Annotated in this window: 26 protein-coding genes; 8 read left to right on the top strand and 18 right to left on the bottom strand. The window is 39.6% G+C overall.

Annotation, left to right across the window (positions count from 1 at the left end; all coding sequences use genetic code 11):
* Positions 1–12: 12 nt before the first annotated feature.
* The 4 genes from yhaM to MUO15_RS06945 form a co-directional block, all read right to left on the bottom strand.
* On the bottom strand, positions 13–957 hold the full coding sequence (yhaM, locus tag MUO15_RS06930; protein WP_245034677.1) for a 3'-5' exoribonuclease YhaM: 945 nt from the start codon (positions 955–957) through the stop codon (positions 13–15).
* Positions 958–1,111: 154 nt separating this feature from the next.
* Positions 1,112–1,672: a GbsR/MarR family transcriptional regulator gene (locus MUO15_RS06935; RefSeq protein ID WP_245034679.1), complete on the bottom strand. Its 561-nt coding sequence runs from the start codon at positions 1,670–1,672 to the stop codon at positions 1,112–1,114.
* A 30-nt stretch (positions 1,673–1,702) separates the two neighbouring features.
* Complete coding sequence (locus MUO15_RS06940; protein ID WP_245034681.1) at positions 1,703–4,687, bottom strand: ATP-binding protein; 2,985 nt, start codon at positions 4,685–4,687, stop codon at positions 1,703–1,705.
* Positions 4,684–5,928 carry a metallophosphoesterase family protein gene (locus MUO15_RS06945; protein WP_245034683.1) on the bottom strand — a complete coding sequence of 415 codons (1,245 nt, stop codon included), beginning with the start codon at positions 5,926–5,928 and terminating at the stop codon, positions 4,684–4,686. Before MUO15_RS06945 ends, MUO15_RS06940 begins: the two co-directional genes overlap by 4 nt.
* Positions 5,929–6,240: 312 nt before the next feature.
* Here MUO15_RS06945 and MUO15_RS06950 point away from each other — a divergent pair, with 312 nt between their 5' ends.
* Positions 6,241–6,405, top strand: coding sequence for a Fic family protein (locus MUO15_RS06950; protein ID WP_245034685.1), 165 nt, complete (start codon positions 6,241–6,243; stop codon positions 6,403–6,405).
* Positions 6,406–6,642: 237 nt separating this feature from the next.
* Here the strand turns inward: MUO15_RS06950 and MUO15_RS06955 are convergent, their stop codons facing one another.
* From MUO15_RS06955 to MUO15_RS06970, 4 genes are all read right to left on the bottom strand, one after another.
* Complete coding sequence (locus MUO15_RS06955; RefSeq protein ID WP_245034687.1) at positions 6,643–7,485, bottom strand: nucleotidyltransferase domain-containing protein; 843 nt, start codon at positions 7,483–7,485, stop codon at positions 6,643–6,645.
* Positions 7,486–8,111: 626 nt separating this feature from the next.
* The gene (locus tag MUO15_RS06960; RefSeq protein ID WP_245034689.1) at positions 8,112–8,549 is read right to left on the bottom strand and encodes a DUF4871 domain-containing protein; all 438 of its coding nucleotides are present in this window, start codon (positions 8,547–8,549) and stop codon (positions 8,112–8,114) included.
* Between the two features lie 395 nt (positions 8,550–8,944).
* The gene (locus MUO15_RS06965) at positions 8,945–10,192 is read right to left on the bottom strand and encodes an ABC transporter permease (RefSeq protein ID WP_245034691.1); all 1,248 of its coding nucleotides are present in this window, start codon (positions 10,190–10,192) and stop codon (positions 8,945–8,947) included.
* Positions 10,185–11,084 carry an ABC transporter ATP-binding protein gene (locus MUO15_RS06970; protein WP_245034693.1) on the bottom strand — a complete coding sequence of 300 codons (900 nt, stop codon included), beginning with the start codon at positions 11,082–11,084 and terminating at the stop codon, positions 10,185–10,187. Before MUO15_RS06970 ends, MUO15_RS06965 begins: the two co-directional genes overlap by 8 nt.
* A gap of 149 nt (positions 11,085–11,233) precedes the next feature.
* Between MUO15_RS06970 and MUO15_RS06975 the strand changes: the two genes are divergently transcribed.
* A complete protein-coding gene (locus MUO15_RS06975) occupies positions 11,234–11,419 on the top strand; it encodes a YhzD family protein (RefSeq protein WP_245034695.1) in 186 nt (61 codons plus the stop codon).
* Between the two features lie 264 nt (positions 11,420–11,683).
* Here MUO15_RS06975 and MUO15_RS06980 read toward each other — a convergent pair whose 3' ends face one another.
* Positions 11,684–12,043, bottom strand: a complete 360-nt coding sequence (locus tag MUO15_RS06980) for a YlbF/YmcA family competence regulator (RefSeq protein WP_245034697.1) — start codon at positions 12,041–12,043, stop codon at positions 11,684–11,686.
* Positions 12,044–12,127: 84 nt separating this feature from the next.
* A complete protein-coding gene (locus MUO15_RS06985) occupies positions 12,128–13,264 on the bottom strand; it encodes a DUF445 domain-containing protein (protein ID WP_245034699.1) in 1,137 nt (378 codons plus the stop codon).
* A 145-nt stretch (positions 13,265–13,409) separates the two neighbouring features.
* Here MUO15_RS06985 and MUO15_RS06990 point away from each other — a divergent pair, with 145 nt between their 5' ends.
* A complete protein-coding gene (locus MUO15_RS06990) occupies positions 13,410–13,595 on the top strand; it encodes a hypothetical protein (protein ID WP_245034701.1) in 186 nt (61 codons plus the stop codon).
* Positions 13,596–13,667: 72 nt separating this feature from the next.
* Here MUO15_RS06990 and MUO15_RS06995 read toward each other — a convergent pair whose 3' ends face one another.
* The gene (locus MUO15_RS06995; protein ID WP_245034703.1) at positions 13,668–13,949 is read right to left on the bottom strand and encodes a metal-sensitive transcriptional regulator; all 282 of its coding nucleotides are present in this window, start codon (positions 13,947–13,949) and stop codon (positions 13,668–13,670) included.
* A 118-nt stretch (positions 13,950–14,067) separates the two neighbouring features.
* Between MUO15_RS06995 and MUO15_RS07000 the strand changes: the two genes are divergently transcribed.
* Entirely contained in the window at positions 14,068–14,967 is a 900-nt protein-coding gene (locus MUO15_RS07000) for a PucR family transcriptional regulator (RefSeq protein ID WP_245034705.1), read from the top strand.
* A 121-nt stretch (positions 14,968–15,088) separates the two neighbouring features.
* Positions 15,089–16,189 carry an ABC transporter ATP-binding protein gene (locus MUO15_RS07005; protein ID WP_245034707.1) on the top strand — a complete coding sequence of 367 codons (1,101 nt, stop codon included), beginning with the start codon at positions 15,089–15,091 and terminating at the stop codon, positions 16,187–16,189.
* A gap of 103 nt (positions 16,190–16,292) precedes the next feature.
* Here MUO15_RS07005 and MUO15_RS07010 read toward each other — a convergent pair whose 3' ends face one another.
* Together MUO15_RS07010 and fumC are read right to left on the bottom strand one after the other, a co-directional pair.
* Positions 16,293–16,493 carry an alpha/beta-type small acid-soluble spore protein gene (locus tag MUO15_RS07010; RefSeq protein ID WP_245034709.1) on the bottom strand — a complete coding sequence of 67 codons (201 nt, stop codon included), beginning with the start codon at positions 16,491–16,493 and terminating at the stop codon, positions 16,293–16,295.
* A 124-nt stretch (positions 16,494–16,617) separates the two neighbouring features.
* Positions 16,618–18,009, bottom strand: a complete 1,392-nt coding sequence (gene fumC, locus MUO15_RS07015; protein WP_245034711.1) for a class II fumarate hydratase — start codon at positions 18,007–18,009, stop codon at positions 16,618–16,620.
* A 317-nt stretch (positions 18,010–18,326) separates the two neighbouring features.
* Here fumC and MUO15_RS07020 point away from each other — a divergent pair, with 317 nt between their 5' ends.
* Positions 18,327–19,244: a zinc dependent phospholipase C family protein gene (locus tag MUO15_RS07020; RefSeq protein WP_245034713.1), complete on the top strand. Its 918-nt coding sequence runs from the start codon at positions 18,327–18,329 to the stop codon at positions 19,242–19,244.
* A 322-nt stretch (positions 19,245–19,566) separates the two neighbouring features.
* Here the strand turns inward: MUO15_RS07020 and MUO15_RS07025 are convergent, their stop codons facing one another.
* Positions 19,567–20,856: an MFS transporter gene (locus tag MUO15_RS07025; protein WP_245034715.1), complete on the bottom strand. Its 1,290-nt coding sequence runs from the start codon at positions 20,854–20,856 to the stop codon at positions 19,567–19,569.
* Between the two features lie 81 nt (positions 20,857–20,937).
* Between MUO15_RS07025 and MUO15_RS07030 the strand changes: the two genes are divergently transcribed.
* Positions 20,938–21,558 carry an NAD(P)-dependent oxidoreductase gene (locus MUO15_RS07030; RefSeq protein WP_245034717.1) on the top strand — a complete coding sequence of 207 codons (621 nt, stop codon included), beginning with the start codon at positions 20,938–20,940 and terminating at the stop codon, positions 21,556–21,558.
* A gap of 187 nt (positions 21,559–21,745) precedes the next feature.
* Here the strand turns inward: MUO15_RS07030 and MUO15_RS07035 are convergent, their stop codons facing one another.
* Complete coding sequence (locus MUO15_RS07035; RefSeq protein ID WP_245034719.1) at positions 21,746–22,579, bottom strand: M15 family metallopeptidase; 834 nt, start codon at positions 22,577–22,579, stop codon at positions 21,746–21,748.
* A 153-nt stretch (positions 22,580–22,732) separates the two neighbouring features.
* Positions 22,733–22,969 (bottom strand): IDEAL domain-containing protein, encoded by a 237-nt coding sequence (locus MUO15_RS07040; protein WP_245034721.1) that lies wholly within the window; start codon positions 22,967–22,969, stop codon positions 22,733–22,735.
* Positions 22,970–23,333: 364 nt separating this feature from the next.
* On the opposite strand from MUO15_RS07040, the gene MUO15_RS07045 reads away from it, so the two are divergent.
* Positions 23,334–24,206 carry a cation diffusion facilitator family transporter gene (locus tag MUO15_RS07045; protein ID WP_245034723.1) on the top strand — a complete coding sequence of 291 codons (873 nt, stop codon included), beginning with the start codon at positions 23,334–23,336 and terminating at the stop codon, positions 24,204–24,206.
* A 305-nt stretch (positions 24,207–24,511) separates the two neighbouring features.
* On the opposite strand, the gene MUO15_RS07050 is transcribed toward MUO15_RS07045, so the two are convergent.
* Positions 24,512–25,045 carry a GNAT family N-acetyltransferase gene (locus tag MUO15_RS07050; protein ID WP_245034725.1) on the bottom strand — a complete coding sequence of 178 codons (534 nt, stop codon included), beginning with the start codon at positions 25,043–25,045 and terminating at the stop codon, positions 24,512–24,514.
* Between the two features lie 217 nt (positions 25,046–25,262).
* Entirely contained in the window at positions 25,263–25,532 is a 270-nt protein-coding gene (locus tag MUO15_RS07055) for a hypothetical protein (protein ID WP_245034727.1), read from the bottom strand.
* Positions 25,533–25,649: the final 117 nt, after the last annotated feature.

The following is a 25,649-nucleotide window of genomic DNA, read 5'->3' on the forward strand; positions in this document are numbered from 1 at the left end:
TATGATCTATACTTAGTCCTCAAACGTCGGCTTGTAAAATGAACGTTGGTCCATCGCATAAATTCTCTCTGTAAATTCTCCCGGCCCTACTTTTTGCAGTGACCGGTTTAACATATTCAATCCAGCATCCATCATGTCAATTTGATGCAGCAATTCTGCTTCTCTCACGAGTGGTGGCTTTGGACTTCCCCATTCAGACCTGCCATGATGGGATAAAATCATATGCTGTAAAATCGTGACCTCTTCCCCTTTAATTTGCAGTTCATCGGCTACCGCCCGAATTTCTTCCACCATGAGTGGAATATGGCCAATCAGTTTTCCCTCTAAGGTGTAACTGGGTGATGTAGCTGTTGAGAGCTCTTTAATTTTTCCTAAGTCATGCAGGATAATTCCAGCATACAGCAGATCCTTATTTATATCGGGATAAAGAATGGTTAATTCTTTTGCAATATTTAACATCGATACAATGTGGTGAGCAAGTCCAGAGACATACTCATGGTGATTACGAACAGCGGCTGGATAACTTAACAAATCTTTTTGATAATGCTTCAGGAAATGCTTTGTTATTCGTTGAATGGTGGGATTTTCCATATCAAAAATGGCTTCGGTTAAACGCTCCATTAAGTCTTCTTTATTTACAGGTGCTTTTTCTATAAAATCTGTCGCCTGAACCCCATCCGTAGGCTGTGAAGGTCTAATGCTTTGAATCTTCAGCTGCGGCTTGTTGCGGAACTGACCTACCTCCCCCTGTACCTTGACAAGCTCCCCTTGTTGAAATAGTGATTCATCTTCAGGAGTAGACTCCCAAAGTTTTGCATCAATCTCTCCTGTCGTATCAGTTAACAATAATGTTAAAAAGGGCTTATTGTTGCTAGCCACTCCTTTAACAGCTGATTTAATGAGCAGATAGTGATCGAAGGTTTCCCCTAATGTGTAATGAGCAATTCCTTTCTTCATTTTGGCATCTCCTCCTCTAAGTAAAAAGACTGTTCCCATTATACGTCTTTACCCAAAATACTTTTCTTTAGGATAAGAGACAGGAACAGTCCTTCATATTGGTTCAATTAAGCTGACAAAAGAGTCATTTGTTCCGGCACTCTCCTGTCAAGGGTCATGTATTGTTTTTTTGATCAATCTTAGGTACATACTCAAAAATTTCGCCGGATTCTACGACATAGATGAATCGCATCAGCCATCGATAATAATTTTGAGCATATTGTAAACGCTCAATGTCACTGTCAATCTTCTCTTGAAGGGATTCATCTTCCGTATGATCCCTAATCGTTAATAGTTCTTGAATCGCCTCATCGGCTTCCTCAATATTTGTTTCCGTATGATGTCTCCATCTGCTTCCGAAAAGTGAGGTAAAGGATTTATACCAGTCTTCCTCAGATTTGTATAAATCCTTTCGCACGCCTTTTTTAAACGACGGTTCCACCATTTTCATGTCAGATAAAGCTCGTACACCTGTAGACATGCTGGTCTTACTCATCTCAAGAGCTGACCGCATATCGTCAAGCGTCATAGGGTCCTCTGCGAAATAAAGCACACCATACAATCGGCCGATAGAAGGTGTCACTCCATATAAACTCATGTTTTTTGCTATGACCTGTATAAATTGTTCAATCGTCTCTTCATATTTTGTCCAGTCTTGCTTGTGCTTTTCTGGCAATGGAAAACCCTCCATTTGCTTTGTCATCTTCTAATCTGAAAACATTTTATCATTAATACTGTCAATTTGCGACCTAATCCTTGATTTAGTTTTTCCAGAGGGAAGGAAATATCCTTTCCACTCTTCAGCCAGATCCTTTCTATACGTAAAAACAATCATCTGATTCTTGTTCGATAATGAATGAAGGATCTCCATCATAACCTTTCTCCTTGTTTCATCAAAGTTGACAAAAGCATCGTCCACAATGAACGGGGCTTGAATTGTATCAGACATCGATTCACCCAAAGCCAGCCTGAGTGCAACATATAGTTGATCAGCCGTACCTCTTGATAATTCGCTTGTTGTATAAAGATGACCTTGTTCGTCCTGAACTACTAAATGGCCAGCATTCTGATCTATAAATAATCGATCATATTTCCCAAGCGTTAAACGAACAAAGAAATTCTCAGCAAGCCTGATCACTTCAGGAAGGTACTTTTCTTGATAACGTGCCTTTGTAGACTTTAATACTTTGGACGCGATCTGGTAAACTGCCCACTCCTTTGCTTGTTCATTGAATGCGGCTTGTTCAACAGATTGTTGGTGAAGGAGCTTTGAGTGTTGCTCAGAACTTTCAAGAAATTCAAGGTAGTGTTTTTTTTCAGCTATGTGCTCTTGTAATGATTTCTGTTCATCCTCAAGCGATTGAAGTTCCCTGTCTATCTCCTCGATTTCAAACGCAAGTCCAGATGGATCTTTGGGCTTTTCCCAAACTTCGAAGTCAGCTTGATCTTGTTGGTTCAACACACTTTTTATCTGTACAATTAATTGTTCTTTTTGCTTCTCTCGTTCTTTTTTTTGTTCAACGAGCATGGACTGTTCATAAAATTGCTCCACATCTTTGGCGTTAGCACGTTCCAACAGGTTCGATTTTTCTGTTTGATGTGGGCTGATTTGATCATTGACACGCAGCAGCTCCTCTTCATAACGATCAATTTCTTCTTGGATCCGTTCGATTTCAACAGTCATCGCTTGTTGTTTTTCTACCCAGGCTGCTAAATCCGCAAATTTTTCTGATATTGGTTGCCTGCCAGCTTCCCAATTTTGGGTGAAATAAAAATCCTCTAACGTTCCTTGTATTTCTAACTTTACTTGTTGTGCATCCTTTAGTTCCACCTCTAAATCATCCGCTTCTTTTTGCTTGTCTTTAACTTGTTTTAACAAGTTGTAAAGCTGTTCCCAGTGTGGCGATTTCAGTGAAGATAAGAATGGATAAACCGTTGTTTGTTCAACAATGCGCGCTTCTAAACGTTTCTTACGTTCTTGGAGATTATGGCCCTTTTCACTAACCATCAGTGCTTCATGTTCCAACTGTCTTAAGCGATCCTTCATATACGAATATTCGCCTCGAGCCCGGTCATTCTGTTCAATCAGCTGTTTGGCTTGCAAATAGTCCGACTCACTTAATTCTTTCGACCTTACGTCTTGCTTTATGCTCCCAAGCAATTGACTATAATCATTAGCTGTTCGTCTAATGAAATAGGCAGATGCTGCTATCCCAACGCTAATAACTAGGATAACGAAAGGCACGATTAAGCTTGAAGCAAAAAAAACTGAGAAACCACTTATTATAAGGAACAGTAAAGAACTGAGAAACCATCGATTGCTTGCTGATTTCTTTTCTTTAATCATCTGTTTTATCTGATTTAATTGCGAACTATTATCCTGGGCCTCTGCTTGTACATATGAGTTGACGATCTTCTGGTGCTGAGCCACTTCTTCTTCACTAGGTCGTCTGCGTCTCAGTTCCTCCATCTGCTCTTCAAGCCGCTTTTTCTGTACTGTTAAAGAATGTTCGTCTGCAAGGACTCTTCCTTCTTCTCCATCAATAACCTGTGCCTCGTTTTTTAAATTTCGCCATGTTTCTTCAATATAAAAAGGAAGATCATATTCACGGAGTTCATGCTCGTCAATATGTAGTTCACCTAATTCCGAACCTACTTGTTCCTTTATCCTTTTGATCCTGTCGTATAAGCGCTGGGCGTCCTGATCAGCCTGCTCATAGACTGATTTTTTGCCTAAAATCGTTATTGCTGCACCAAGTGATGGTGAGGACTCGGCTTGTAATTGGTCTTTGCGCTGCTGTTTCTCTTTACGTTTAGCCAGTAACAGCCGTTGTTCACTTTCTAAGGGCAATAAGGATTCTTGTAGTCTATGCAGCCTCTCTTCCCCATGTTCAGGGAAAGTGCAAACAGGCTCTTGGTAAGTCGTATTTACAGCTTGGTGATATTCTTGCACGAGAGGCAGAACCTTTTGAAGTCGAGAATAGCTTGAGCTTTTTAACCATTGCTGCTGAATGATCTGCTCCACTTCTTCAAGCCTCTCAACTAGGTCCTGTTTTTCTTCAATAACTTGTTGATATTGGTGAACTTCAGCTTCTGAAGCAGCCCGCTGCTTGTCCACTTCCTCCAAAGCATGGAGTTGTTGATTGAGGATTGGCTTTTTCCCTTTCGGTTTAAAGCGTTCCTCAAGTTCCTTTTCAAGTCTTTTGTTCGTTTGATAAATATGATCAGAGCCTGTTAAACCAACACTAAGCAGAACCTCCCCTAAATCTTCACCTGTTAAGCCATGCAGCCCCGTTAAATCCTCCGCGCTAAAACTGTAAATGGATTGATAGGCTGATTGTGTAAGATTAGCCGTTAATTCCCTAAGAAACTGTTCATCCCGTTCTTCACCACTAGCAAGCCGGCAGACAGCCGCCCCATTATTTCGGTCATGAACCCGCTCAATCGTTACCTGTCCATGATCCTCCGTCTGTATAACGAGCATCCCACCTACAGGTCCGCCTGTCTTCGGTTGGTAAAGCAATCTTTTTTTGGGAGGCAGCCCAAATAAAACAAATAAGATGAATGTTTGGATCGTTGATTTCCCTGCTTCATTATCGCCCGAAATGAAAACAAAATCATCCGCTGGTAATGTAATAGAGAAGTCCCGCCATTTTCCGAAACCATAAATGTGCAAGGCCTGTATCCTCATTCATTCAGCTCCCCTTTGGACAATAGCTGTTCAACAACTAACTGCTTGGCTCGTTCTATAATTTCTTTATAATCTGATTCAACTAATGGGTCCAAGTATTTTGCAGCTCGTCGATTTTGATATAAAGGCGATAAATGCTTCCTCCACTCTTCTGAGGTGAGCTGTTCAGCATTTCGTATGTATTCACCAGTAAAGTGATGGCCCGTACTCAACTCTTCCATGTCAAAAGCGGGGCGATCGTGAACCGTGATATCATCAATCCAAATCCATGATTTTTCTAAATCCTCGGCTTCGTTGATCATATCCACCCACTCTTGCAGAACTCCTTCTGTCTTCCACTTTTGCAAGGCTCCATTTCTTCCATACAAAGTCACGCTCAACATGACTGGATAATCGGCTTGGACTTCTTTTTTCGCTTGTTCAAATATAGCCTCTAACTCTTCAGGCCGCTCCAAAGTCTCGACAGGAAGGGAGACTTCCTCAAATGCAAAGCTATGCAGCGGAATAAAGGTATGTTGGATATCATTTTCCTCGAGCTGCACTAACGAACATCCCTTCATACCTTGCTCCTTACGGGATCGCCCTTGAATATTTCCCGGATATACAACAGGAGGATGCTGTGATAAATGCTGACGTTTATGGATGTGTCCAAGCGCCCAATAATCCATAGGCTGGTGACGCAATTCTTCTAGTTTAAAAGGGGCGTAAACATCATGCTCATTGTTTGCTTCAAGGCTTCCATGAAGCATGCCAATGTGATAGACAGGTGTCCCCTCTTTAATGAATTCCTTTACTTTTCTATCTTTCACCTCACGATTTACATAGCTGAACCCATAAATGTTAGCAAGATGGATATTATCTTGGTAGAAAGGCAGTGCCTGGACAGTTTCTTGATCAAAGCTATGGACATTACTCGGATATGTAATCGGATAACGCATTCCCTGAATGTAATCATGGTTTCCATAGCTGATAAACACAGCAATATCATGTTTTTCCAAACGTTTAAATCCTTCTCGAAGCTGCACCTGTGCTTTTAAGCTTCTCGTTTCTTCATTAAATAAATCCCCAACGATCAATACAAAATCCACACGGTGGTGTATCGCTTGTTTAATTAACCGCTCAAATGCTTCAAAAGTGCTTGCACGCATTTGTTCTCTTAGCACTTCCGGAAGCCTGCCTCTTCCTTTAAACGGGCTATCGAGATGCAAGTCGGCACTATGTATAAAGCGAAGTGTATGCATGTTTCTCCTCCATCAGTCTATTTTCCTTAAGTTTAACAAAACAAACAATCGAATGCACGTTCGATACACGTCCTATGTATTAAGCTCCGAACGATATTTGTTCCGAATTGATTTGATTCCTTCAACTTATCCAAATAGTTGATTGATTTACTTTCCTAAAGATCAAAATGTTTGGAGGAGCCCGTGTCATTAGAAGATGATTTCACAGGAAGGATTATGTTATAATATTTGAATTAATAGTTCGTTTTGCTCCTTCTAAGACTGTTTTCGTAAGGATTTGTTGTTTACTGATTAACGTAGTGCCGTGGATCAATGTTACATGCCTTTTTTGTCGGGATTCATCCCTTCATCGACGGAAACAAACGTGTGTCACGCTTGTTATTAAATTTAGAACTAATGAAGGATGACTTTCCACCAATAGTCATTAAAGTAAAAAATCGATTGGATTATTACGGAGCATTAGATAAAGCTCACTAATAGAGTTAGTATAAAAAGTGGACACAATTATTGAACCATGTTTTAATCATCACAAAGCATTAAAGGACGTGTTCACATTGACCAAGAAGTACAAAATTATGACCCTGAGTTTAAGATCTATGTTACGAAGTTAATTGAATTGGATGGACACAAAATGTACTTTTAGCTCAGAAAAATTGACTCTTTACATACGATATTGGCGCTATTTCTCCCTTTAAATGAACAGTGAGTACATTATCAAAGCGGTAGATGTATTTCCCTTTTTGGGTTATAAACTTTAAGCCAATTCTCTGCTTCTTCCTTCATCCAAATTCCAAAGTGATCCAATAATTCCAATATTTCTTCTGAATTTGATAAGGGGTTGATTGCGTACCAAAGCGCTGTTCTCATCTCTTGCTCTTTTTCAGGATAATGCTTCGAAAATAGTTTAAAGGCTGGGAATAGATCCCTTGTGTACGACTGTTCTTGAACAATGACAAGCGCAAGACCAGCCCTCACAATAATTCTCATGATCCATGAACAGCAATCCTTAATGTCCTCAATGTCGTCATTTCCCGTTAAATCATGCTTGGCTTTATCAATCAGAGATGTTAAATGAATGAGGTGTTCATTCGCCAAGGAGCTGTCGGGTTTATAATCAGGGAGCTTACTTATTAGGTTTTCACCATAAACACAAATACCATAGGTTTTTAGAATAAACGGAATCATGGAGCAATATTTTGACTCCTCAACCTCACTTAAAGGGCAGAATCCTAATTCTACACCGTTTATAAAAGGGAATTTCTGATCAATGAATTGTTCAGTCTCCTCCACCCAATCAAGGTCAATATCTTGAGGATTAGAATAGGTTACTATTATTATGTCAACATCAGATACACCTTCAATGTCTAACCCTCTTGGCACAGATCCTCTTATATAAATGCTGTGAATTTCCTTTGGTAAAACGGAAAGACAGCTTTCCTTTATTCTTTGGATTACTTCTTGAAATTTATTATTGATTTTTTTGGGATCAGACTGGTTTATTAAATAGCCTTTGTCGTCTACAGAACATAAAGATCCTATTTCTTTAATTTCAGTCATTACTTAAAAGTCCCCATTTCTCTTCTGATTGTATTTATTCAACAAAATGGCCTTTTCACAAACAAGGAGCGCATGTCTTATTCAAGATTTGCGCCCCTTTTCATGAAGACTTGATTTCAAGATTATATTAATAACGATCTTCTGTTTTTGCTCCCGTTTGTCGAAGAGCAAACGTTATGTAACTAATCAACTTTGTTAGACATTTTATTTATGTTCCCGTTTTTCATTTCGTTTAAGGTGCTGTTCTGAGGAATTCATCTATAAATTCCATAATTAGAGCATAAACAACAAGGCTGATAGGCAATAAATTTATAATTAAAGCAAAAATTCTCTTAGCTAAATTTTCTTTGCTGAACATTGAAACGATACTTATAGGAATGCCAGCCAAGGAAGCGAGAAACACAAGTAATGCAAAGACTCCAAAGATAGATTCCACATTCTCATTCGAAGTTATTGACAATATGTATACGAGAGTTGGGATAACAACAATCGTAGCCATTGCTATAAAGAAGGAGATCTTAGTGAATATCTTCAGGTTTTTTCTACACATAATTTCGCTCCGCTTAATTGCTCATTTTGCAAGTGAAAAATAGCTCACTATTCACTAAGTAAGCTACTCTCTTTATTTACAATATCTCTACAGTCATTTTGTAAAATAGTTCTCCCCCAACAAGAATATCCAGTTCCCAAGTCCCTTCTGATGGGAAGGTCATATTTGAGGGAATGTGGGCATCTGCCCCATTATTAGGCCCAGCTATTGGGGAAGTAACTAAAGTTTTTTCATCACTATTATCTAAGTTAATCCCCTTAACTTCAAAGTCTTTATTTTCAAATTCCTCATTACCCCATAAGTGCCACATATACTTTTTTGTGTTATTGGCGACTAAATCCTCATTTTGACCTAATATAAATCCAACTTTACCTTCCTCACCGAGCATTGTGTAATTTTCTGTTTCAAAATAAGATGCCTCTACTGGGCTTTCTTCACTAGTTGACGCGTTAGAGCAACTAGTTAAAAGAAAGATTGAAAAAGGTATGATTAGATATAACAAACTTTTAGACATTAGCTCCTCCTTCCTAAATGTATATTTGCAATTAGACAACGTAGAATTTCATTTATGAGGACCTATTTATAAATTATACCAAGCTCTACTGAAATCATAACTGCTCTTAAACATAATACCAATTTTTTAAAATTCACAACCTTTATGCAATCGCTTATTAAACAAAATGGCCCGATCGTATTGCGGAACAAGAAAAAATCCTGAATTACCACAGTAAAATTTTTTGACCAAAACTTTATAAATCATTCTTTATCCTATATCTACATACAAACAGTTCATCTTTTTTCAAAGCAGTTCATCTTTGTTTTAAAGATGCAATAGTGGGTATTCCCAGAATACCTTTCGATACAAAAAGTCTTCACCCCTTTGGAGGGATGAAAACTTCTGTTTATCAATCACTTTTCTTTTTTCGATAACTGCATTGCTTTTTTAATATCTTTAAACGATGATGATTTCCCGTAAAGCAGGACACCACCGCTATAGATACGAGCACCAAACCATGCAAGAATGGCGATAGAAGCGACTAGAACCCCAACGGAAAGAATGACTTCCCAAACCGGAATATCTAACATGCCCACACGCAAAAACATGATGAGTGGTGAAAAGAATGGAAAGTAGGACGAAACTGTCACAAAGGTGGACTCAGGAGCGTTCAATCCAAATACAGAAATAAAGAAGGCCGCTAAGATTAAATAAATCATCGGTGCAATCATCTGCTGGGCATCCTCCAAACGACTAACGAGCGACCCAAGTGTTGCTGCAAGCGTCGCATAAAGCAAATAACCAAGGATAAAGAATAAAACTGCATAGGCGATGATCGAACCTTGAATATTAGTTAATCCAAACGCTGCCATCATTGATCCTTCTCCACCATTTTGGGTAACACCAAAATAGCCGACTATCAGGATTAAACAAAACTGCAACATCCCGACCAAGGCAATGCCGATAATTTTAGCAAACATTTGTGATACAGGTGACACACTTGAGATTAAGATTTCCATTACCCTACTCGATTTTTCTGTAGCAACCTCAGTTGCGATCATACTGCCATACATAATGACAGACATATAGAGCAGGAAGAGCATGACATAGACTAATCCACGTGTCTGTGCTAGTTCTTCTTCAGATTTTGCGCTTTCCTCCAATGATACGGTTTCAAATGCTACAGGTGATGATATTTGCTGTAATGTCGCTTGATCCACACCAGCCTCCTCTGTAGCAATCCCAACTTTAATTTGCTGCAAAGCTTGCTTAATTTGATCACTATGTCCAGCTGAAGCAATTTGATTGGCATAATAAGTGGCTTCTGGCAGATTGCTCTCACCCGTAGTAATTTCAACTACGGATTGATATGTACCTTCCTCCACCGCTTCTTTCGCTTCATCTAAAGACTTGTCATACATTTCTATTTCAAAAGAATTATTAATTGCTGCCGTTCCTTCAAGGGTCTGGAACCATTCTTCATTATCAGTTATAACAGCCACACGATCTGTCTCATCCTCGCCGCTGAATGTACCAATGATCGTTTGAATATTTGTTACAGCTACGATCAGTGCTAACGTTACAAGTGTTGTAATTAGAAATGATTTTGTCTTCACTCGATTCGTAAACGTGTGACCTACCATGATGAAAAACTTATACATAAGAGGCACCTACTTTCTCGATAAAAATATCGTTTAAAGAAGGTTCTTCCAAATTAAACGTACGGACAAAACCACGCCCATTTAATTCCTTGAAAATCTTTTGGGATACTTCTTCACTTTCCACTTGTAATTCACAGCCTTCTCCAAATGCTTTATATTTGGTTACACCAGGAATATCCTTCAAAAATTGCACATCAAAATCTGCTTTTACACGAACATTTTTCTTTCCAAAGGAACGCTTAATATCTTTTAAATGTCCGTGGACAACAGGAGATCCATGATGAAGAATACATAAATTTTCGCACAACTCTTCTACATGTTCCATCCTGTGAGACGAAAATACAATAGACATGCCTGATTCTTTCAAATCCACCACCGCTTCTTTCAGCATTTCAACATTGACAGGATCAAGACCTGAAAAAGGTTCATCCAGGATTAACAGCTTCGGTTTATGTAATACGGCAGATATGAACTGTATTTTTTGCTGATTACCTTTGGAAAGCTCCTCCACTTTTTTCGTCTTGTAGTCAGGAACTTTAAAACGCTCCAGCCAATAATCTAACTCCTTCAGTGAATCTGTCTTACTCATGCCACGAAGCTTTGCTAAGTAGACAAGCTGGTCACGAACCTTCATTTTAGGATAAAGTCCTCTCTCCTCCGGCAAGTAGCCAATTAGATGACTTTGATCATAGCCAATTTCCCCATCATTCCAGGAAATCGTACCTTCTGTTTCTTGTAATAATCCAAGTATCATTCTAAAAGTCGTCGTTTTACCTGCACCATTCGCCCCGAGAAAACCAAATATTTGTTTTTCTGGTATTTCGATTGATAAATGATTGACCGCGACATGCGATCCAAACCTTTTTGTAACATTATTAAGTCTTAGCGTCACGTTGCATCCTCCTCTTCCCTTTAAAGGATACGAACGACCCCTTAAAGTAGTTTCACAAATTCGATACTTTTATAAAAATATAAAATCAAGCAGGAATATCGACCTCATATAACAAATTAATTAGGGAGACTGTTCTTGGAGGGTTAATAATGAAGAAATACTTTCTAACTGTATTCGAAAAAGACGGAACCAATGTATTAGATGATTCATTTGAAGCTGAAAATGATTCAGAAGCAAAGAAAATTGGAGAGGGCAAACTTGAAGAACAGGGATATCAAGAATATACCCATCGCTGTGTAGCCCCAGAAGGTCATCTTGTTTTATTTCACAGGTAAACCACAATGAAAAAGTCGCGCTGCCACGCGACTTTTCAATTCTCGTTAACAGAAGCGTCCATCGTACTTGTCTTTTTATTGCCATGTATTGCAAAAGTTGATCCTCTGTACGCGCGGGGCATGTGCCAACATCGAACGACCTCACTACGCGAGTGGCTGCGGAAAGTGAGCATATTCCATATAAGGTCTTCCTATACAAAACAACAAGCTTTACTAAAGGAGCCAAAATAAAAAAGCCGCCTATTAGGACGACTTTTTTTACTATTATTGCTGTGGTTCTTCAGGATTACCGTAAAGCTCTTCAAGAGGCTTTGTAATAATTTTGCTTACGTCATTAATTACCGTGTTAAGACGCTGTTCTTCTTCCATCAGCTTAGAAATTTGTGGATGCTGTTGGACAAGTTCAACCACTTGACGTGCCTGTTCCACTTCTTCTTCACTAATTTCTTCCCCTTGCATTTGCTTCTGTTGAAGAGTGATTTGTGTTTGACGGAAGTCTTCGAACATTTTTTTCGCAGATTCTTCGTTCATTACCGCTTCATATGCTTCTTTTAGTCCTGTGAACTCTTCACTGTTGCGAATTGCTTTTTCAAGATCATATGCGTGATCATAAATATTAGCCATAAATAAATGTACCTCCTAGAAATTGAGTGATTAACTCCTTCCCCACTATAACAAACAAGCTAGTCCATGTATAGGAATAGACGATTATCCGAGAAACAGCACAATAATCCCCTGGATCACTCCGATCATTCCACCTAGAAGTGCCCCTAAATACGTGATCATTTTAAATTCTCGTCTTGAAATACCGAGTACTATTTCTTCTAACCGTTCAACAGGAAAGGAAGCGACCTGTTCTTCAACAATCCCGGATAGATTCATTGACGCCATCATCCGGTCTATCCTTGAAGACAACATATCCGTGAATTTAGGTACCATCACCGGGACAACATCGAGAATAACTTTTGACTGCAGCGGTTTCGTCCAATCTGCTATAGAACGAGACATCCACTTCTCAATGGGCAGTGCTTGGCTAACAGCCTTCCCAAGTGTACTAGCAATTGATTCCTTGCCTATTTTCTCTTCGAAAACTTTAACAGGTTGGTCTAATGACTTTTTTATTTCTGTATGGATCATCGCCTGTAACCAATCCGTAGCCTCTTTGGCCGAAACATATTTAATAAGTACGGGGTGCACGCGATCAATAAGCCTTTCAGATCCCATAAAGGAAGCGATCATATTTCCTAAAAAGCCCTGGTTGTCTAAATAATCATCTATGAGGGCGGCAATTCTTTCTTTTCCCTCGTGACTATCCAAGTACCTCACAATTCGATCTTGAATATAGACAGAGAATTGATCAGCACCACCCTCCAGTTTGCCTTTCCAGCTGTCTGAGAGTAAATCCCCTACTTTTTGCTCCCTTGTTTCGCTCATCATTGATTCGTATCTTTCTTCTACCCAAAAGGATACTGATTCTTCCAGACGATCTTTATTCAGGTCAATTTCTAAGGATCCCAAGAACTCCTGCATGGTCTCATTCTTATTCAACAGCTTCTCTATTTCTTCTTGAGCAAACGTAGTCAGTTGGTTTTCAAAGCCCTGACCGTTAATTTTCCGTCTTAATCCATCCGCGGTTAATAAATGATTCACAACCATTTCACCTAGCTGACGGGACAATTCTTCGCGTCGCTTTGGTATCAAACCTGGTGTGAAAGGAAGCTGAAACTTACCGATCTTAATCGCTTTATATGGACGAAAAAGCATTTTAATAGCCAAATGGTTTGTCACACCACCAATCGCAGCTCCAATCAACATCATAAATAAAATTAACACAAATGCATCCATTCCTTACCCTCATTTCAGTCATAGAACTGTCCCAATTATATATGACTTGATGCGGGGATGCCAATTTCACTTGGAATAGTTTACTCCAATAAATGGTTTAGTGATTCCATTTCTTAAGGGTAAATTAAAATATGGAGGTGAAACAGTGAAAAGGAAAAAAGGATTTGATCCAGAAGGTAAAAAACAATTAGAACTTGATGTGGACCGAATGATAAACGAGGGTATGGCAGGAGGAGGTCCGCTCTCTGCTTCTGGGAATGAGCAGATCGGTGAAACACATCCAATCCCAAAGCAAAAAAACGAATCCTACAGAAGACGCCCAGCAGATTAGGGCGTCTTCTAAAATGTTTATCGTAAAATAAAATCTGTGATGCTCCCACTGAGATGGGCCACAGCATGAGGGTTAGCGGCTCTTCACGATCATTCGAACCGCTTCCTCAATCTTCTCTTCAGAAGATTCGTCTTCTTCTTGTGATTGTTTAATACTTGATTCTAAATTTCTCGCCACGATATAGCCGATCGCTCGATCCATTGCAGATCGAGCTGCAGAAAGTTGGGTGACAACATCTTTACATTCTTTTTCTTCCTCCATCATTTTAAGGACACCGCGTACTTGCCCCTCTATACGTTTCAAACGATTCTTTGTTTCCTGACCGTACTGATCTCTTTCTTTCACCTGATCCATTTGCTTCCCCTCCCCATTTTCTATCTTAGAAAAGACGATTATATCCTAACTGAGTGTTTGCTGAAATGATTGTTTGTATTACTATGATAGTAGATATTTTTACAAAAAGGAAGGTACTATGACTAAAATCGATCAACTTAAGCAGCTCTACCCTTCTTTAATTGTCATTAAACCTGGGGAACAAAAGCCGTCAGAACAATTCCAATTCTTTCAAACCCCTGAGGAACAAATTGTAGGCATATTAAAATCTGATGTTAATAAGAGGGAGACTCAACTTCTTCATTTATTCCTTACCCCCATCGAAAGCAAAGAGGTAACAGAAACGGATCGTGAACGTGACTGGATCAGGTTTATTCGTGTGCAGTCAAATGAACTAAATGTTGATCCGCAGCCACAGAGGTATAGGTTTGTATTTTTCTCGTTGTCTGACCATTCACTTGAGCTTGATACCTTTCAAGAAGCTCTTCAATCCTTGTTTCCAAAGGTGATGCCGTTGATATGGGAGAACAATCATGAAGGTGTAATCATCGAGGAAGTTATGGAAGAGGGTCAGGAGACCATTTCTTTTCAAACGATTATTGATGTATTAATGAGCGACTTTTACACAAAAATCCACTTTTATATCAGTGACTTTGAACAGAACATAGGAGATGCACCAAGGCTGTTTCAGTGGGCAAAAAAATGTTTCCACATTTCCATGAAGCATCGTATCGGTCCAGTTACCATTTTTCAAGATGTTGTTCCTTTCCTTTATATTGAAGCAATGCCAGAAGAAGAGCGAGCGCTCATTTCCCATGCATTATTGGCTAGTGTCCGAGCAGATAGGGAATTATTGCAAACCATTCGAGTCTTCCTCGAAGCTGGATCGAATGTCACACTCGCTGCCAAAAAACTTTACATGCATAGAAACAGTTTGCAATATCGGGTAGATAAATTCATCGAAAAAACAGGTGTTGATATTAAACAATTTCAAGGTGCTGTCATCACGTATCTTACATTAATTGAATGGGATCGATAACAAAGTGCACAAAGATCCTCGAAATTCTTTGTGCACTTTGTCCATTTACCCGCTTCTGTTACTGAGATAGACTTAATATACACAAAGGAAAGCGATTTCATTTAAAGGGGAGGCTTTACTAATGGCAGAGTTAAAATTAAACAATATTGAAAAGGTGTATGACAAAAAAGTAAAAGCTGTGGAAGACTTTAATTTACATATCAATGATAAAGAATTTATTGTGTTCGTTGGACCTTCAGGATGTGGGAAGTCTACAACACTTAGAATGATCGCTGGACTAGAAGAAATCACAAATGGCGATTTCATCATTGATGAGAAGCGTATGAATGATGTAGCTCCTAAAGACCGAGATATTGCAATGGTTTTCCAAAACTATGCTTTGTATCCGCATATGAACGTTTATGACAATATGGCATTCGGACTTAAACTTCGTAAAATGGATAAAAAGGAAATTAAACAGCGAGTAGATAATGCTGCAAACATTCTTGGACTTGAAGCATTACTAGACCGTAAACCTAAAGCACTTTCTGGCGGCCAGCGCCAACGTGTAGCTCTTGGTCGGGCGATCGTACGCGATGCTAAAGTATTCCTTATGGATGAACCACTATCCAACCTTGATGCAAAATTACGTGTGCAGATGAGAGCTGAAATTCAAAAATTACACCAACGCCTGCAAACCACAACCATTTATGTAACTCATGACCAAACAGAAGCTATGACAATGGCTACCCGTCTTGTCGTTATGAAGGATGGTCTGGTTCAGCAGGTCGGGGCTCCTAAAGAAGTTTATGATAAACCTGAGAATGTTTTTGTTGGTGGGTTCATCGGCTCTCCTGCCATGAACTTCTTTAATGGAACTCTCCGTGAGAACCATATCGAACTAGGCAATGATATTAAAATTGCTGTACCTGATGGCAAGCTGAAACCATTGCGTGAACAGAATTATATAGGAAAAGAAGTTATCTTAGGTGTGAGGCCTGAAGATATGCATGATGAACCAGTGTTTATTGATGCCAACCAGGATAAGAAAATCACCGCCTATATAGAAGTAGCCGAACTCATGGGTGCTGAATCCTACCTCTACTCTAAGGTCAGTGATCAAGAGTTTATCGCACGTGTCGATGCACGAACCGAAGTCAATGGCGGTGATGAAATCGAACTTGCTATTGATATGAACAAGGTTCACTTTTTCGATAAAGATACAGAACAACGCATTCACTAATCAGAATGTATATTAAAGCCGCAAACTATACATAGCTTGCGGCTTTTTTAGAAGATAAAAAAGGAGAAAGGGCGCACCCTTTCTCCTTCGTCATATTATTTAATTATTGTTGTTGTCCACCGAACTGTTGTTCAGCCATTGACACAAGACGCTTAGTGATTTCTCCACCTACAGAACCGTTAGCACGGGAAGTAGTGTCGCCACCAAGTTGTACTCCGAATTCTTGTGCAATTTCAGTTTTCATTTGGTCTAGAGCTTGTTGTACACCAGGTACTACTAACTCATTTGAATTGTTGCTAGCCATGTTTCTCACCTCCTTGCGTGTGTAATAGTAGTATGAGCAGGCACTCTCATTTTTATCACAGAAATTTCATTCCAATAAACGGAAATTTCTCAGGTGTGAAAAACACGGCATCACATAACATTTTCTATTTAGCGTTAGGCTTTGTCATCGCCTTCGGATCAACATATTCATCAAACTGGTCTCCAGTAAGAATCTCCATTTCCACAGCCGTTTCCTTCAGTGTTTGATCTTTTTCAAAAGCTGTCTTCGCAATTTTGGCTGCATTTTCATACCCAATATGCGGATTTAAAGCCGTAACCAACATCAGCGAATCACGTAAATACTTTTCAATTTGTTCATGATTTGGTTCAATCCCAACTACACAGCGATCATTAAAGGAAACCATACTGTCAGCTAGCAGTTGCGCTGATTGTAAGAAGTTATAAGCAATAACTGGTTTAAATACATTAAGCTCAAAATTACCTTGACTTGCCGCAAATCCAATCGTTGCATCATTTCCCATCACTTGAGCAGCTACCATTGTAATTGCTTCGCTTTGGGTTGGATTTACTTTACCTGGCATAATAGAGCTGCCTGGCTCATTGGCTGGAATAGTAATTTCACCGATTCCGCAACGCGGTCCACTAGCCAACCATCTAACATCATTCGCAATCTTCATCACATCAGCGGCTAATGCCTTCATTGCACCGTGTGTATGGACAAGTTCATCGTGTGATGTTAAAGCATGAAACTTATTTGGGGCAGAAATAAAATGTTTGCTCGTCTCTTCATTAACTTTTGCAACCACCTGTTCCGAAAAATCAATGTGGGCATTTAAACCTGTCCCTACAGCCGTTCCGCCAATCGCAAGCTCTTTTACGTAGGTTGTACTATCTACAAGCATGTTTTCGGTCTTTTCGAGCATGCGATGCCAGCCGCTTATTTCTTGTCCTAATGTTAGTGGTGTCGCATCTTGCAAATGTGTTCGTCCAATTTTAACAATTTCATCAAACGCTTTCATCTTTTCTTCCAACGTATTTTTCAATTTCGTTAAGGCCGGTAATAACACATCCTCAAGCTTCCTAACTGATGCAATATGCATAGCTGTTGGGTATGTATCATTCGAGCTTTGTGATTTGTTGACATCATCATTTGGGTGCAGGCGTGTTTCTTTGCCTTCTTGTTTTAACCACTCATTTCCCACATAAGCAATGACTTCGTTCACGTTCATGTTAGATTGCGTGCCGCTTCCTGTTTGCCAAACTACGAGTGGAAAGTGGTCTTCTAACTCGCCTGCGAGAATGAGATCAGCCGCATGACCGATAGCATTCGCTTTATCTTCTTCGAGCAACCCAAGCTCGAAATTTGCCCTAGCTGCACTTTTTTTCAAGATAGCAAAACCTTCGATCACTTCTGTTGGCATTTTTTCATTGCCAATCGGGAAATTCTCTTTACTTCTTTGCGTCTGTGCGGCCCAATACTTGTTACTTGGTACTTTTATTTCACCTAACGTGTCTTTTTCAATACGATAATCCATAATGATCCTCCTTCTATCTATTGTTAACGTCCTTTTTAATTGTATCAATTTTCTCATAAACATTCATTAGCTTGATTCGAGTTATCTGTCGGATTTCAAACAAATATGCTGACTGATTGTTCAAATTATTCTGATTATGGCGCATAATCATACTTACTAAGTGAGAGGGGCAGAGACAGACTCCATAACCTTGAAGGAAGGATGGACAGTTTTATCTGTTTTTGCTCGATCTTTTCCATTAGGTAATAAATGTGGGGGAAAAGGTCAATGGATGTGGCTCTTTTTTGCGTTATAATAAAGAAAAATGAGGTGAGTGTATGCCGAACATATGGACACATATTATGTTTGCTGAAGATGTGTGCAATGAACATAAGCGGGAGGATATTATAAATACTTCGGGGCGATTTCTAAACATGGGTGCTCAGGGACCAGACCCTTTTTTCTATTATAATTTCTGGCCTAGGCTGAGCGACCATGGGGTAAATGAAGTTGGTATGAAGCTGCACACTGAACAATGTGGTGCTTTTTTAATAAACATGATTAATCGTGGAAAGCATGTAAAGAATCGATCACAAGCTTATATTTTAGGATTTGTCAGCCACCACATTCTTGATCGAGTCACCCACCCTTACATTCATTATTACTCTGGTTATCAAGGACATAAACACCAAGAACTTGAAGTAATTATTGATACACTTATGCTCGATAAGTATCGTCAATTGAAACCGTGGAAAACCCCTGTTTACAAACAGGTACAATTGAATAAAAAAGAGGCAAAGGAATTGGCTCGGTGGCTAGAACAGGACATCTATACATTATTTCCAGAACTAAGTTCATCTGTGCCCTCGAATTATGTTGTGAAATCATTGATGGATATTGCTCTTGCCCAGCGGTTATTATTTGACCCTAATGGATGGAAAAACGATGTATTAGGATCCATGGTTTCGTCGTTTTCTCATCGACCAATCAAAGAAAATTTTGATTATTTAAACGAACATAGGAAGGAATGGAAACACTCTGCAACAGGTAAACCATCCCATGCCTCATTTATTGATTTATATGAGACTGCCTTTCAACAAACTTGTTCAATAATAGAGCTTATTTTGTCCTATTGGAGCAGTTCTGAAGAAGGGTTGATCGATCCTATCCGAGACCAAATCGGCGATATTTCCTATGACACAGGAAAACCGCTCTCCCTCCGTTTGAAAAACCATTATGCTCATCCGATCGTGTAACAAGCAGAGGCTTCACCCCCACTTTTCAGGCTGTCGAGAAAATCTCGGCAGCTTGACTTTTTTTACAACACTCTAATTTTTGCCGCGCTCATTTGTTATCCCATAGTTAGAATCTTTTCAGGCGGTTATCGTTAGTTTCAATCATGAAAAGAAAGACAAAATGAGATGGAGATCGTTACGATTAAGGAGCTTGTTTCCGGAGGACTACTTTGCTTCGTAAGATTAACCAACCTTGAACCATTAACAAGCGTCACTTTTTCAGCGGCCCCGAAAACTATGGGTTTCTCTACAAGCTGAAAAGCAGAGGCTTTACCTCTGCTTTTCACGTTCTAACAACTGTAGTTGCCTTTGTATCCTCTTGAGCCTCCTTCGCCCCTTTTTCAACATCAACAAACTTCAATAGGACGATACCACCTATAAAAAAGACCAATAATGACAATATACCAAGACGGCTCGAACCCGTTAACTGACCAACTAAGGCAAACGCGAATGGGCCAAAAATTGCCGCAAACTTAGATGATATTCCATAAAAGCCATAAAACTCTGCTTGCCGATCAGCTGGCACCATTCTCCCAAAAATGGATCGACTTAGTGATTGGGCTCCACCTTGAACCATCCCTACACAAATTGCTAGTAAATAAAAATGCAAGGCTGTCGTCATAAAGTATCCTAAAGCAACGATGGCTAAATAAATATATAAAGCCAGTGTGAGTGCACGCTTAGCCGTAATTTTATCGGCCAAAAACCCGAATAAAAATGCAAAAGGAATGCCGACAAACTGAGTGATTAACAAAGCTATGATCAGCGAGTTGCTATCAATCCCTATATCCCGACCATAAATGGTTGCCATTTTAATAATTGTTGATATACCATCATTATATAGCCAAAATGCTAATAGGAAGACGAACAGTTGCTTAAATTGGTTAAGCTCCCTAAATGTTCGTCCCACCCGTTTAAAGCCAATTTTCGCGTAAGACTCCGTTCGTTGAGGATTTAGCTTTTTTTCTTCTTTCACATTTTTAAAAAGAGGAATTGAGAAAACGAACCACCATATACTGACAGACACGAAAGAAAGTTGTGAGGCAACGAGACTGTTGGGAAGTCCAAACCATTGATAATTTAAAATCATCATTAAGTTAAGGGCTAAAAGCACCCCGCCTCCAATATAGCCAAAAGCAAAGCCCTTTGCGGAGACTTTATCAATGTTTTTTTCATCAGACACTTCAGGCAAGAAAGAGTCATAAAAAACGTTTCCACCTGAGAAACCAATCGTACCGATAATCAGGAGCAATGAAGCTAATAAATAATCCCCTTCGCCAACGAAGGCCAAAAGTACACTCGCAATCATTCCCATAAAGGCAAAAAACATTAAGAACTTTTTCTTTGCTGCTGAGTAATCACTTATGGCACCGAGGATTGGTGCAAGAATAGCGACGATTAACACAGCGATGGATTGGGAATACCCCCAGTAGCTAGTCGCAAGGGATTGATCTACTCCTTTAGCTGCTACATCATAATAAAATACTGGCAAGACAGCAGCCATAATCGTGGTTGCAAACGCAGAGTTGCCAAAGTCATACAGCATCCAGCTTAAGACAGGTTTCTTTTTCATCCCTTCCCCCCTCGAACCTTTGAAAAACGGGTATTTTTATTAAGTGTAGTTAAAAAATTATGATAAGAAAAGGTGATCGTAATGAAGATAGCCATATTTGGTGCCACTGGCAGAGTCGGCAGGCGTGTGGTGAACATGGCCATCAGAGAAAACATAGAAGTAAACGCTCTTGTAAGAGATATAAAGAAGGCTGAACAAATCATTCCAGAAGCCAGCCTCATAAAAGGTGATGTTACAAATAGTAAGGATATCGAAACAACCATACAAGGCTGTGAGTTAGTCTTTAGTGCACTCGGTACAGATAAAACAGATACATTATCCAAGGCGATCCCTATGATAATTCACTTAATGAAAAAACATCAGATCGCGCGTATGATCACGATTGGAACAGCTGGTATCTTAAATAGCAGACTGGAAGAAAACAAATTCAGATTCGAAACAAATGAATCGAAGCGTCGTCTTACCTTTGCGGCTAGGGAACATTTATCGGTTTTTAAGGCTTTATCACAGTCTAATCTCTCTTGGACGATTTTATGCCCTACGTATTTACCTGAGGGAGAAGCAGAAGGACACATCCGTTATGAACCAAATTTCTTACCTGAGGGCGGTAAAAAAATAACCGTCGGCGACACGGCTCAGTTTGCCTTTCAGGAAATCAAGTCGGCCAGGTTCCCCCATTTAAGAGTTGGATTAAGCGACTAAAAAAGTGCCCTTAAAGCAAAGGGCACTGAAAATGTTGTTTTATAGTGCAAAAGAAGATAATCACCTATGCATAGTAGGTGATCACCTTCTTTTAATTATCGTATGTCGAGTGGATTCCCTATTTAAAATAAAAAATGCAGCTTCCCAGCGATCTCTTAAGCTTAAAGCAGGTTTATTTTCTGAACCTTTAAGAAGATGGGTACAACCCAAAGAATTCTTCCAGGGTTTCTTCTTGATTGTGTATAGTTGTAGATATATCTTTTCCAACGTATCTTAAATGCCACGGCTCATAGGAATAACCCGTTATATCAGATTTCCCTTTTAAGTAACGGATGACAAATCCGTATTCATGTGCATGATTGGCAAGCCACTCACCCTCATCGGTTTGACGAAACGACTGCTTTAGTTTAAAGGCCATTTGAGCAGAGGTGACATCCATAGCAAGTCCTGTCTGATGCTCACTTGTTCCAGGTTTTGCAGAGAATTGATTTGCTTCCTTTTCTCCACGCTCCGCAACGTTTTGTTGATAAATACTCTTTTGTCTTTCATAAGATCGATAGCCTGAAGCGGCAACCAAATCGATCCCATTCTTTTTTGCTCCTGCAAATAATTCTTCAAGCGCTTTCGCAGCCTCTTCCCGCATTTGCTTTTTAGGATGAAACTCATTAAAGTAAAAAGGAACATCCGGCACAACGAGATCAGGTGGTTTGTACCCTTCAGGTAATTTTCTTTGTTTATTAACAACAACTTGAATACTTTTCGGTTCATTCACAATTGTTAATCCATCACTATCTTTTTTTTCCACTTCTTTTTCTTCAGCTGCTGGAAGGTTTTCTTCTTGGGGAGTTTCCTCTTTTTGTTGCTCAGAGTTCTCCGTTTTTTCTTTTTCCTTACTGGATTGTTCTTGTTCAACATCTGGTGTTTGTATGTCTGAACTGAAGCTATTTAACGATTCCGCCCATGAACATCCAGTAAGTGTAAGACTTAATCCCATACCGATTACGATAGACTTCCACTTCATATTGTCATACCTTCCTAATCTTATAATTTCATTAACACTATAACATTTTTAGGAAGTAAATGTACAAAAGATATATTCATAAATAGATAGAACTCTCGATTCTATTTACAAAAAAAGTGCCACCTGTTCAGTGGCACTTTTCACATCTATTTCCTACGTATAGAACTGATATTGTTCGCTTAAGCGGTCGAATTCTTCTCGGTCATTGTTATCGATGGCTGAATTAATTTGTTTGTTTAAACGTTCTTTATTAAATTGAAAACTTAGTTGATCTAGAAGCAGTCTTGAGGCTAAACGAATCCCGAAGGACAGTTCTTTTTTAGCTGTAATTTCGCGATTTCTAAACCCAGGGTCCCGACGCAATACGTATATTACCTTTTGCTTTCTCATGAGAATACCCCCTAATTGCTTTTTTTCATTATGCAGGATTTCAAGTGATTCCGCAATAACTTTTCTGAATATTTAGTTATATAATTCCCTTATTTTAAAAAGATAAACCACTATTTCCGCTTTTAACACCTGTTTCGTTGATTTCTTAAAAGTTTTTCAACAGCATCTTTTCTAAACATATGGACAGATCACTATAATACAGTGGTAACATGGCTAGACTGTAAATGTTAAATGTTTACCTTATACAAAGAAGCTTACCTATTCCAAGCTATGTGAAGAAGGGTAGTTTTTTTTCTATAGACTCAATGTAATTGACTTTGGTAAGCTAAACCATGTTGTAAGACTCGAATCGGAGGATCTCATTATGGGAGAATATGAAAATTTAAAACGTGGACAAAAAGGGGCTTGGGTAAGCATTATTGCTTATTTAATTTTGGCTGTTGCAAAACTGATTATAGCCTCGATAGGTCAATCAGAGGCTTTACGAGCGGATGGGCTTAACAATACGACAGATGTTATTGCTTCTATAGCGGTTCTCATTGGTTTAAAAATATCACGCAAACCGCCCGATAAAGATCACCACTACGGTCATTTCAGAGCTGAAACCATCGCTTCTTTAGTAGCTGCCTTTATCATGATGACAGTAGGGATTGAGGTTATCGTTGGTACGTTTGGAAATATTGTTAACGGGCACCAAAGCGAACCTTCGCTGTTAACGGGATGGACTGCGATAGTTGCATCTGCAATCATGTTTGGTGTGTACCGCTACAATCTTTCTCTGGCTAACAAAGTGAAAAGCCGGGCACTTTATGCTGCCGCACAAGATAACCGCTCAGACGTGCTCGTAAGTATTGGGGCTGCAGTAGGCATATTTGGAGCTCAATTAGGAGTCTATTGGCTCGATCCATTAGCTGGATTAGTTGTAGGATTGATCATTTGTAAAACCGCGTGGGATATTTTCAGAGAATCTAGTCATACATTAAGCGATGGCTTTGACGAACAGGAAATTAAAGATATCCGTGAACAGATAGCCAGTCACTCTTCTGTTTGGACGGTTAAAGATGTAAAAGCACGTTTGCAAGGCAATCAAGTGTTGGTGGATGCTACGATTCATGTGGATCCTGGACTGACCATACAGGAGGCACATGAGATTACTGACGAAGTAGAAGCCATTCTTGAGCAGGAAATGGGAATTTACTATGCTCATATTCACATTGAACCCTATGAAAAAGATTAAAGAGACTGGGACATAAGTAAAGCAATGATGTCAAAGAACGAACGTTAAAAAATGAATAGGATAAACGCAGATCATTAGCGTAGTCAAAATACGTAGAGTCCTGCGGGAACAGCGCGAGCCAAAGATCCCGCAGGAAAGCATCCTTTGCTTTCCAAGGAAGCTGAGGCCGTGCCCGCGGAAAGCGAAGTGTTTTGACGGAGCGATGGTAGAAATCCTTCCTTGGCACACAAATAATCCGAACAGAATTTCACTAGAATGTTCGGATTATTTCATACCTTATTCAGTTTTGTCCCAGCCTCTTTAATTTATGAAAATCGCTGTATTAACAAATCAATATTTTTCCATCCATAGGCGGTTTCTTCATATGTCCCTTGACCGATTGTTACTTCCTCTGCTTCAACAGGTTCAGCACCTAAGTGACCATAAAAGTTTCCTGAAGGGTTACGTGTCAGCACCCAAACTAATAAAGATTGGTACCCTGCCTCCTTCATAGCATTTGCGAAAGAAGCGACAAGCGTACTTCCATAGCCTTTCCGTTGATAAGCATCTAATAAATAGATCGCATAAATCTCACCATCATAGCCGTAATTCTTTGTACGCTCTTTTCCACCAGATACAAACCCGACGACTTCTTGTTGATCATTTTCAATGACATACGCGATTTGACCATTAACCGGCGTCCGTAAAACGGTTTCCCAAAGAACGATTCGATTGTCAATAGTTATATTACTCATGTCTCTCTCATCAATTAAATCCTTATATGTAGATTTCCAGCTTTGAATGTGAATCGTAGCAATATCTTCTGCATCTTCAAATCGAGCTACTCGAACATGGGTCATTTCCCTTCTCCCCTTTTTCCACACATATATCTATAGTTTAGCAGAAAAAATGGCACCACGCTTGTGGTACCATTTGGTTTCTAGCACCGAAAACTCGAAATCCGATCTGTATCAATCCCGAAATATTCCCACGAATAGCGGTTCGGACGCCAGCGGTATCCTGCGACAGATGTACGCCCAATAAATATTGGATAAAACCAAAATCTCCGTCCATTATTTAAGCGAACCCTAGTAAAACTATATAAGCAGCCAAACATTGCACCTGGATCGACAGCTTGAATACCAGGCCCCCAAAACCTTGAAAATCAGGGGAAGGATCTTGACCGCCACCTGGAGGAGGACCTGGTGGAAAGCCTTGTGGCGAACCTTGTTGCGGTCCCTGCGGCGATGGACCTTGCGGAGGTCCAAATCCAGGGAATCCACTTTGACCGCCTTGACCCGGACCACCCTGTCCAGGCCCCCATGGCAAGCCGAATTGTCGTTGCATAAAGAGATCAATTCCTTTCTATAAGCCTCCCTATATGTTATGCACAAACACCCACGACGTGCCTACAGGGTCATCAAAAAGACAGCAGCGATTGCACCAAGAACCACACCAATAATA

It is taken from the genome of Halobacillus amylolyticus, assembly GCF_022921115.1.
Lineage (GTDB): Bacteria > Bacillota > Bacilli > Bacillales > Halobacillaceae > Halobacillus_A > Halobacillus_A amylolyticus.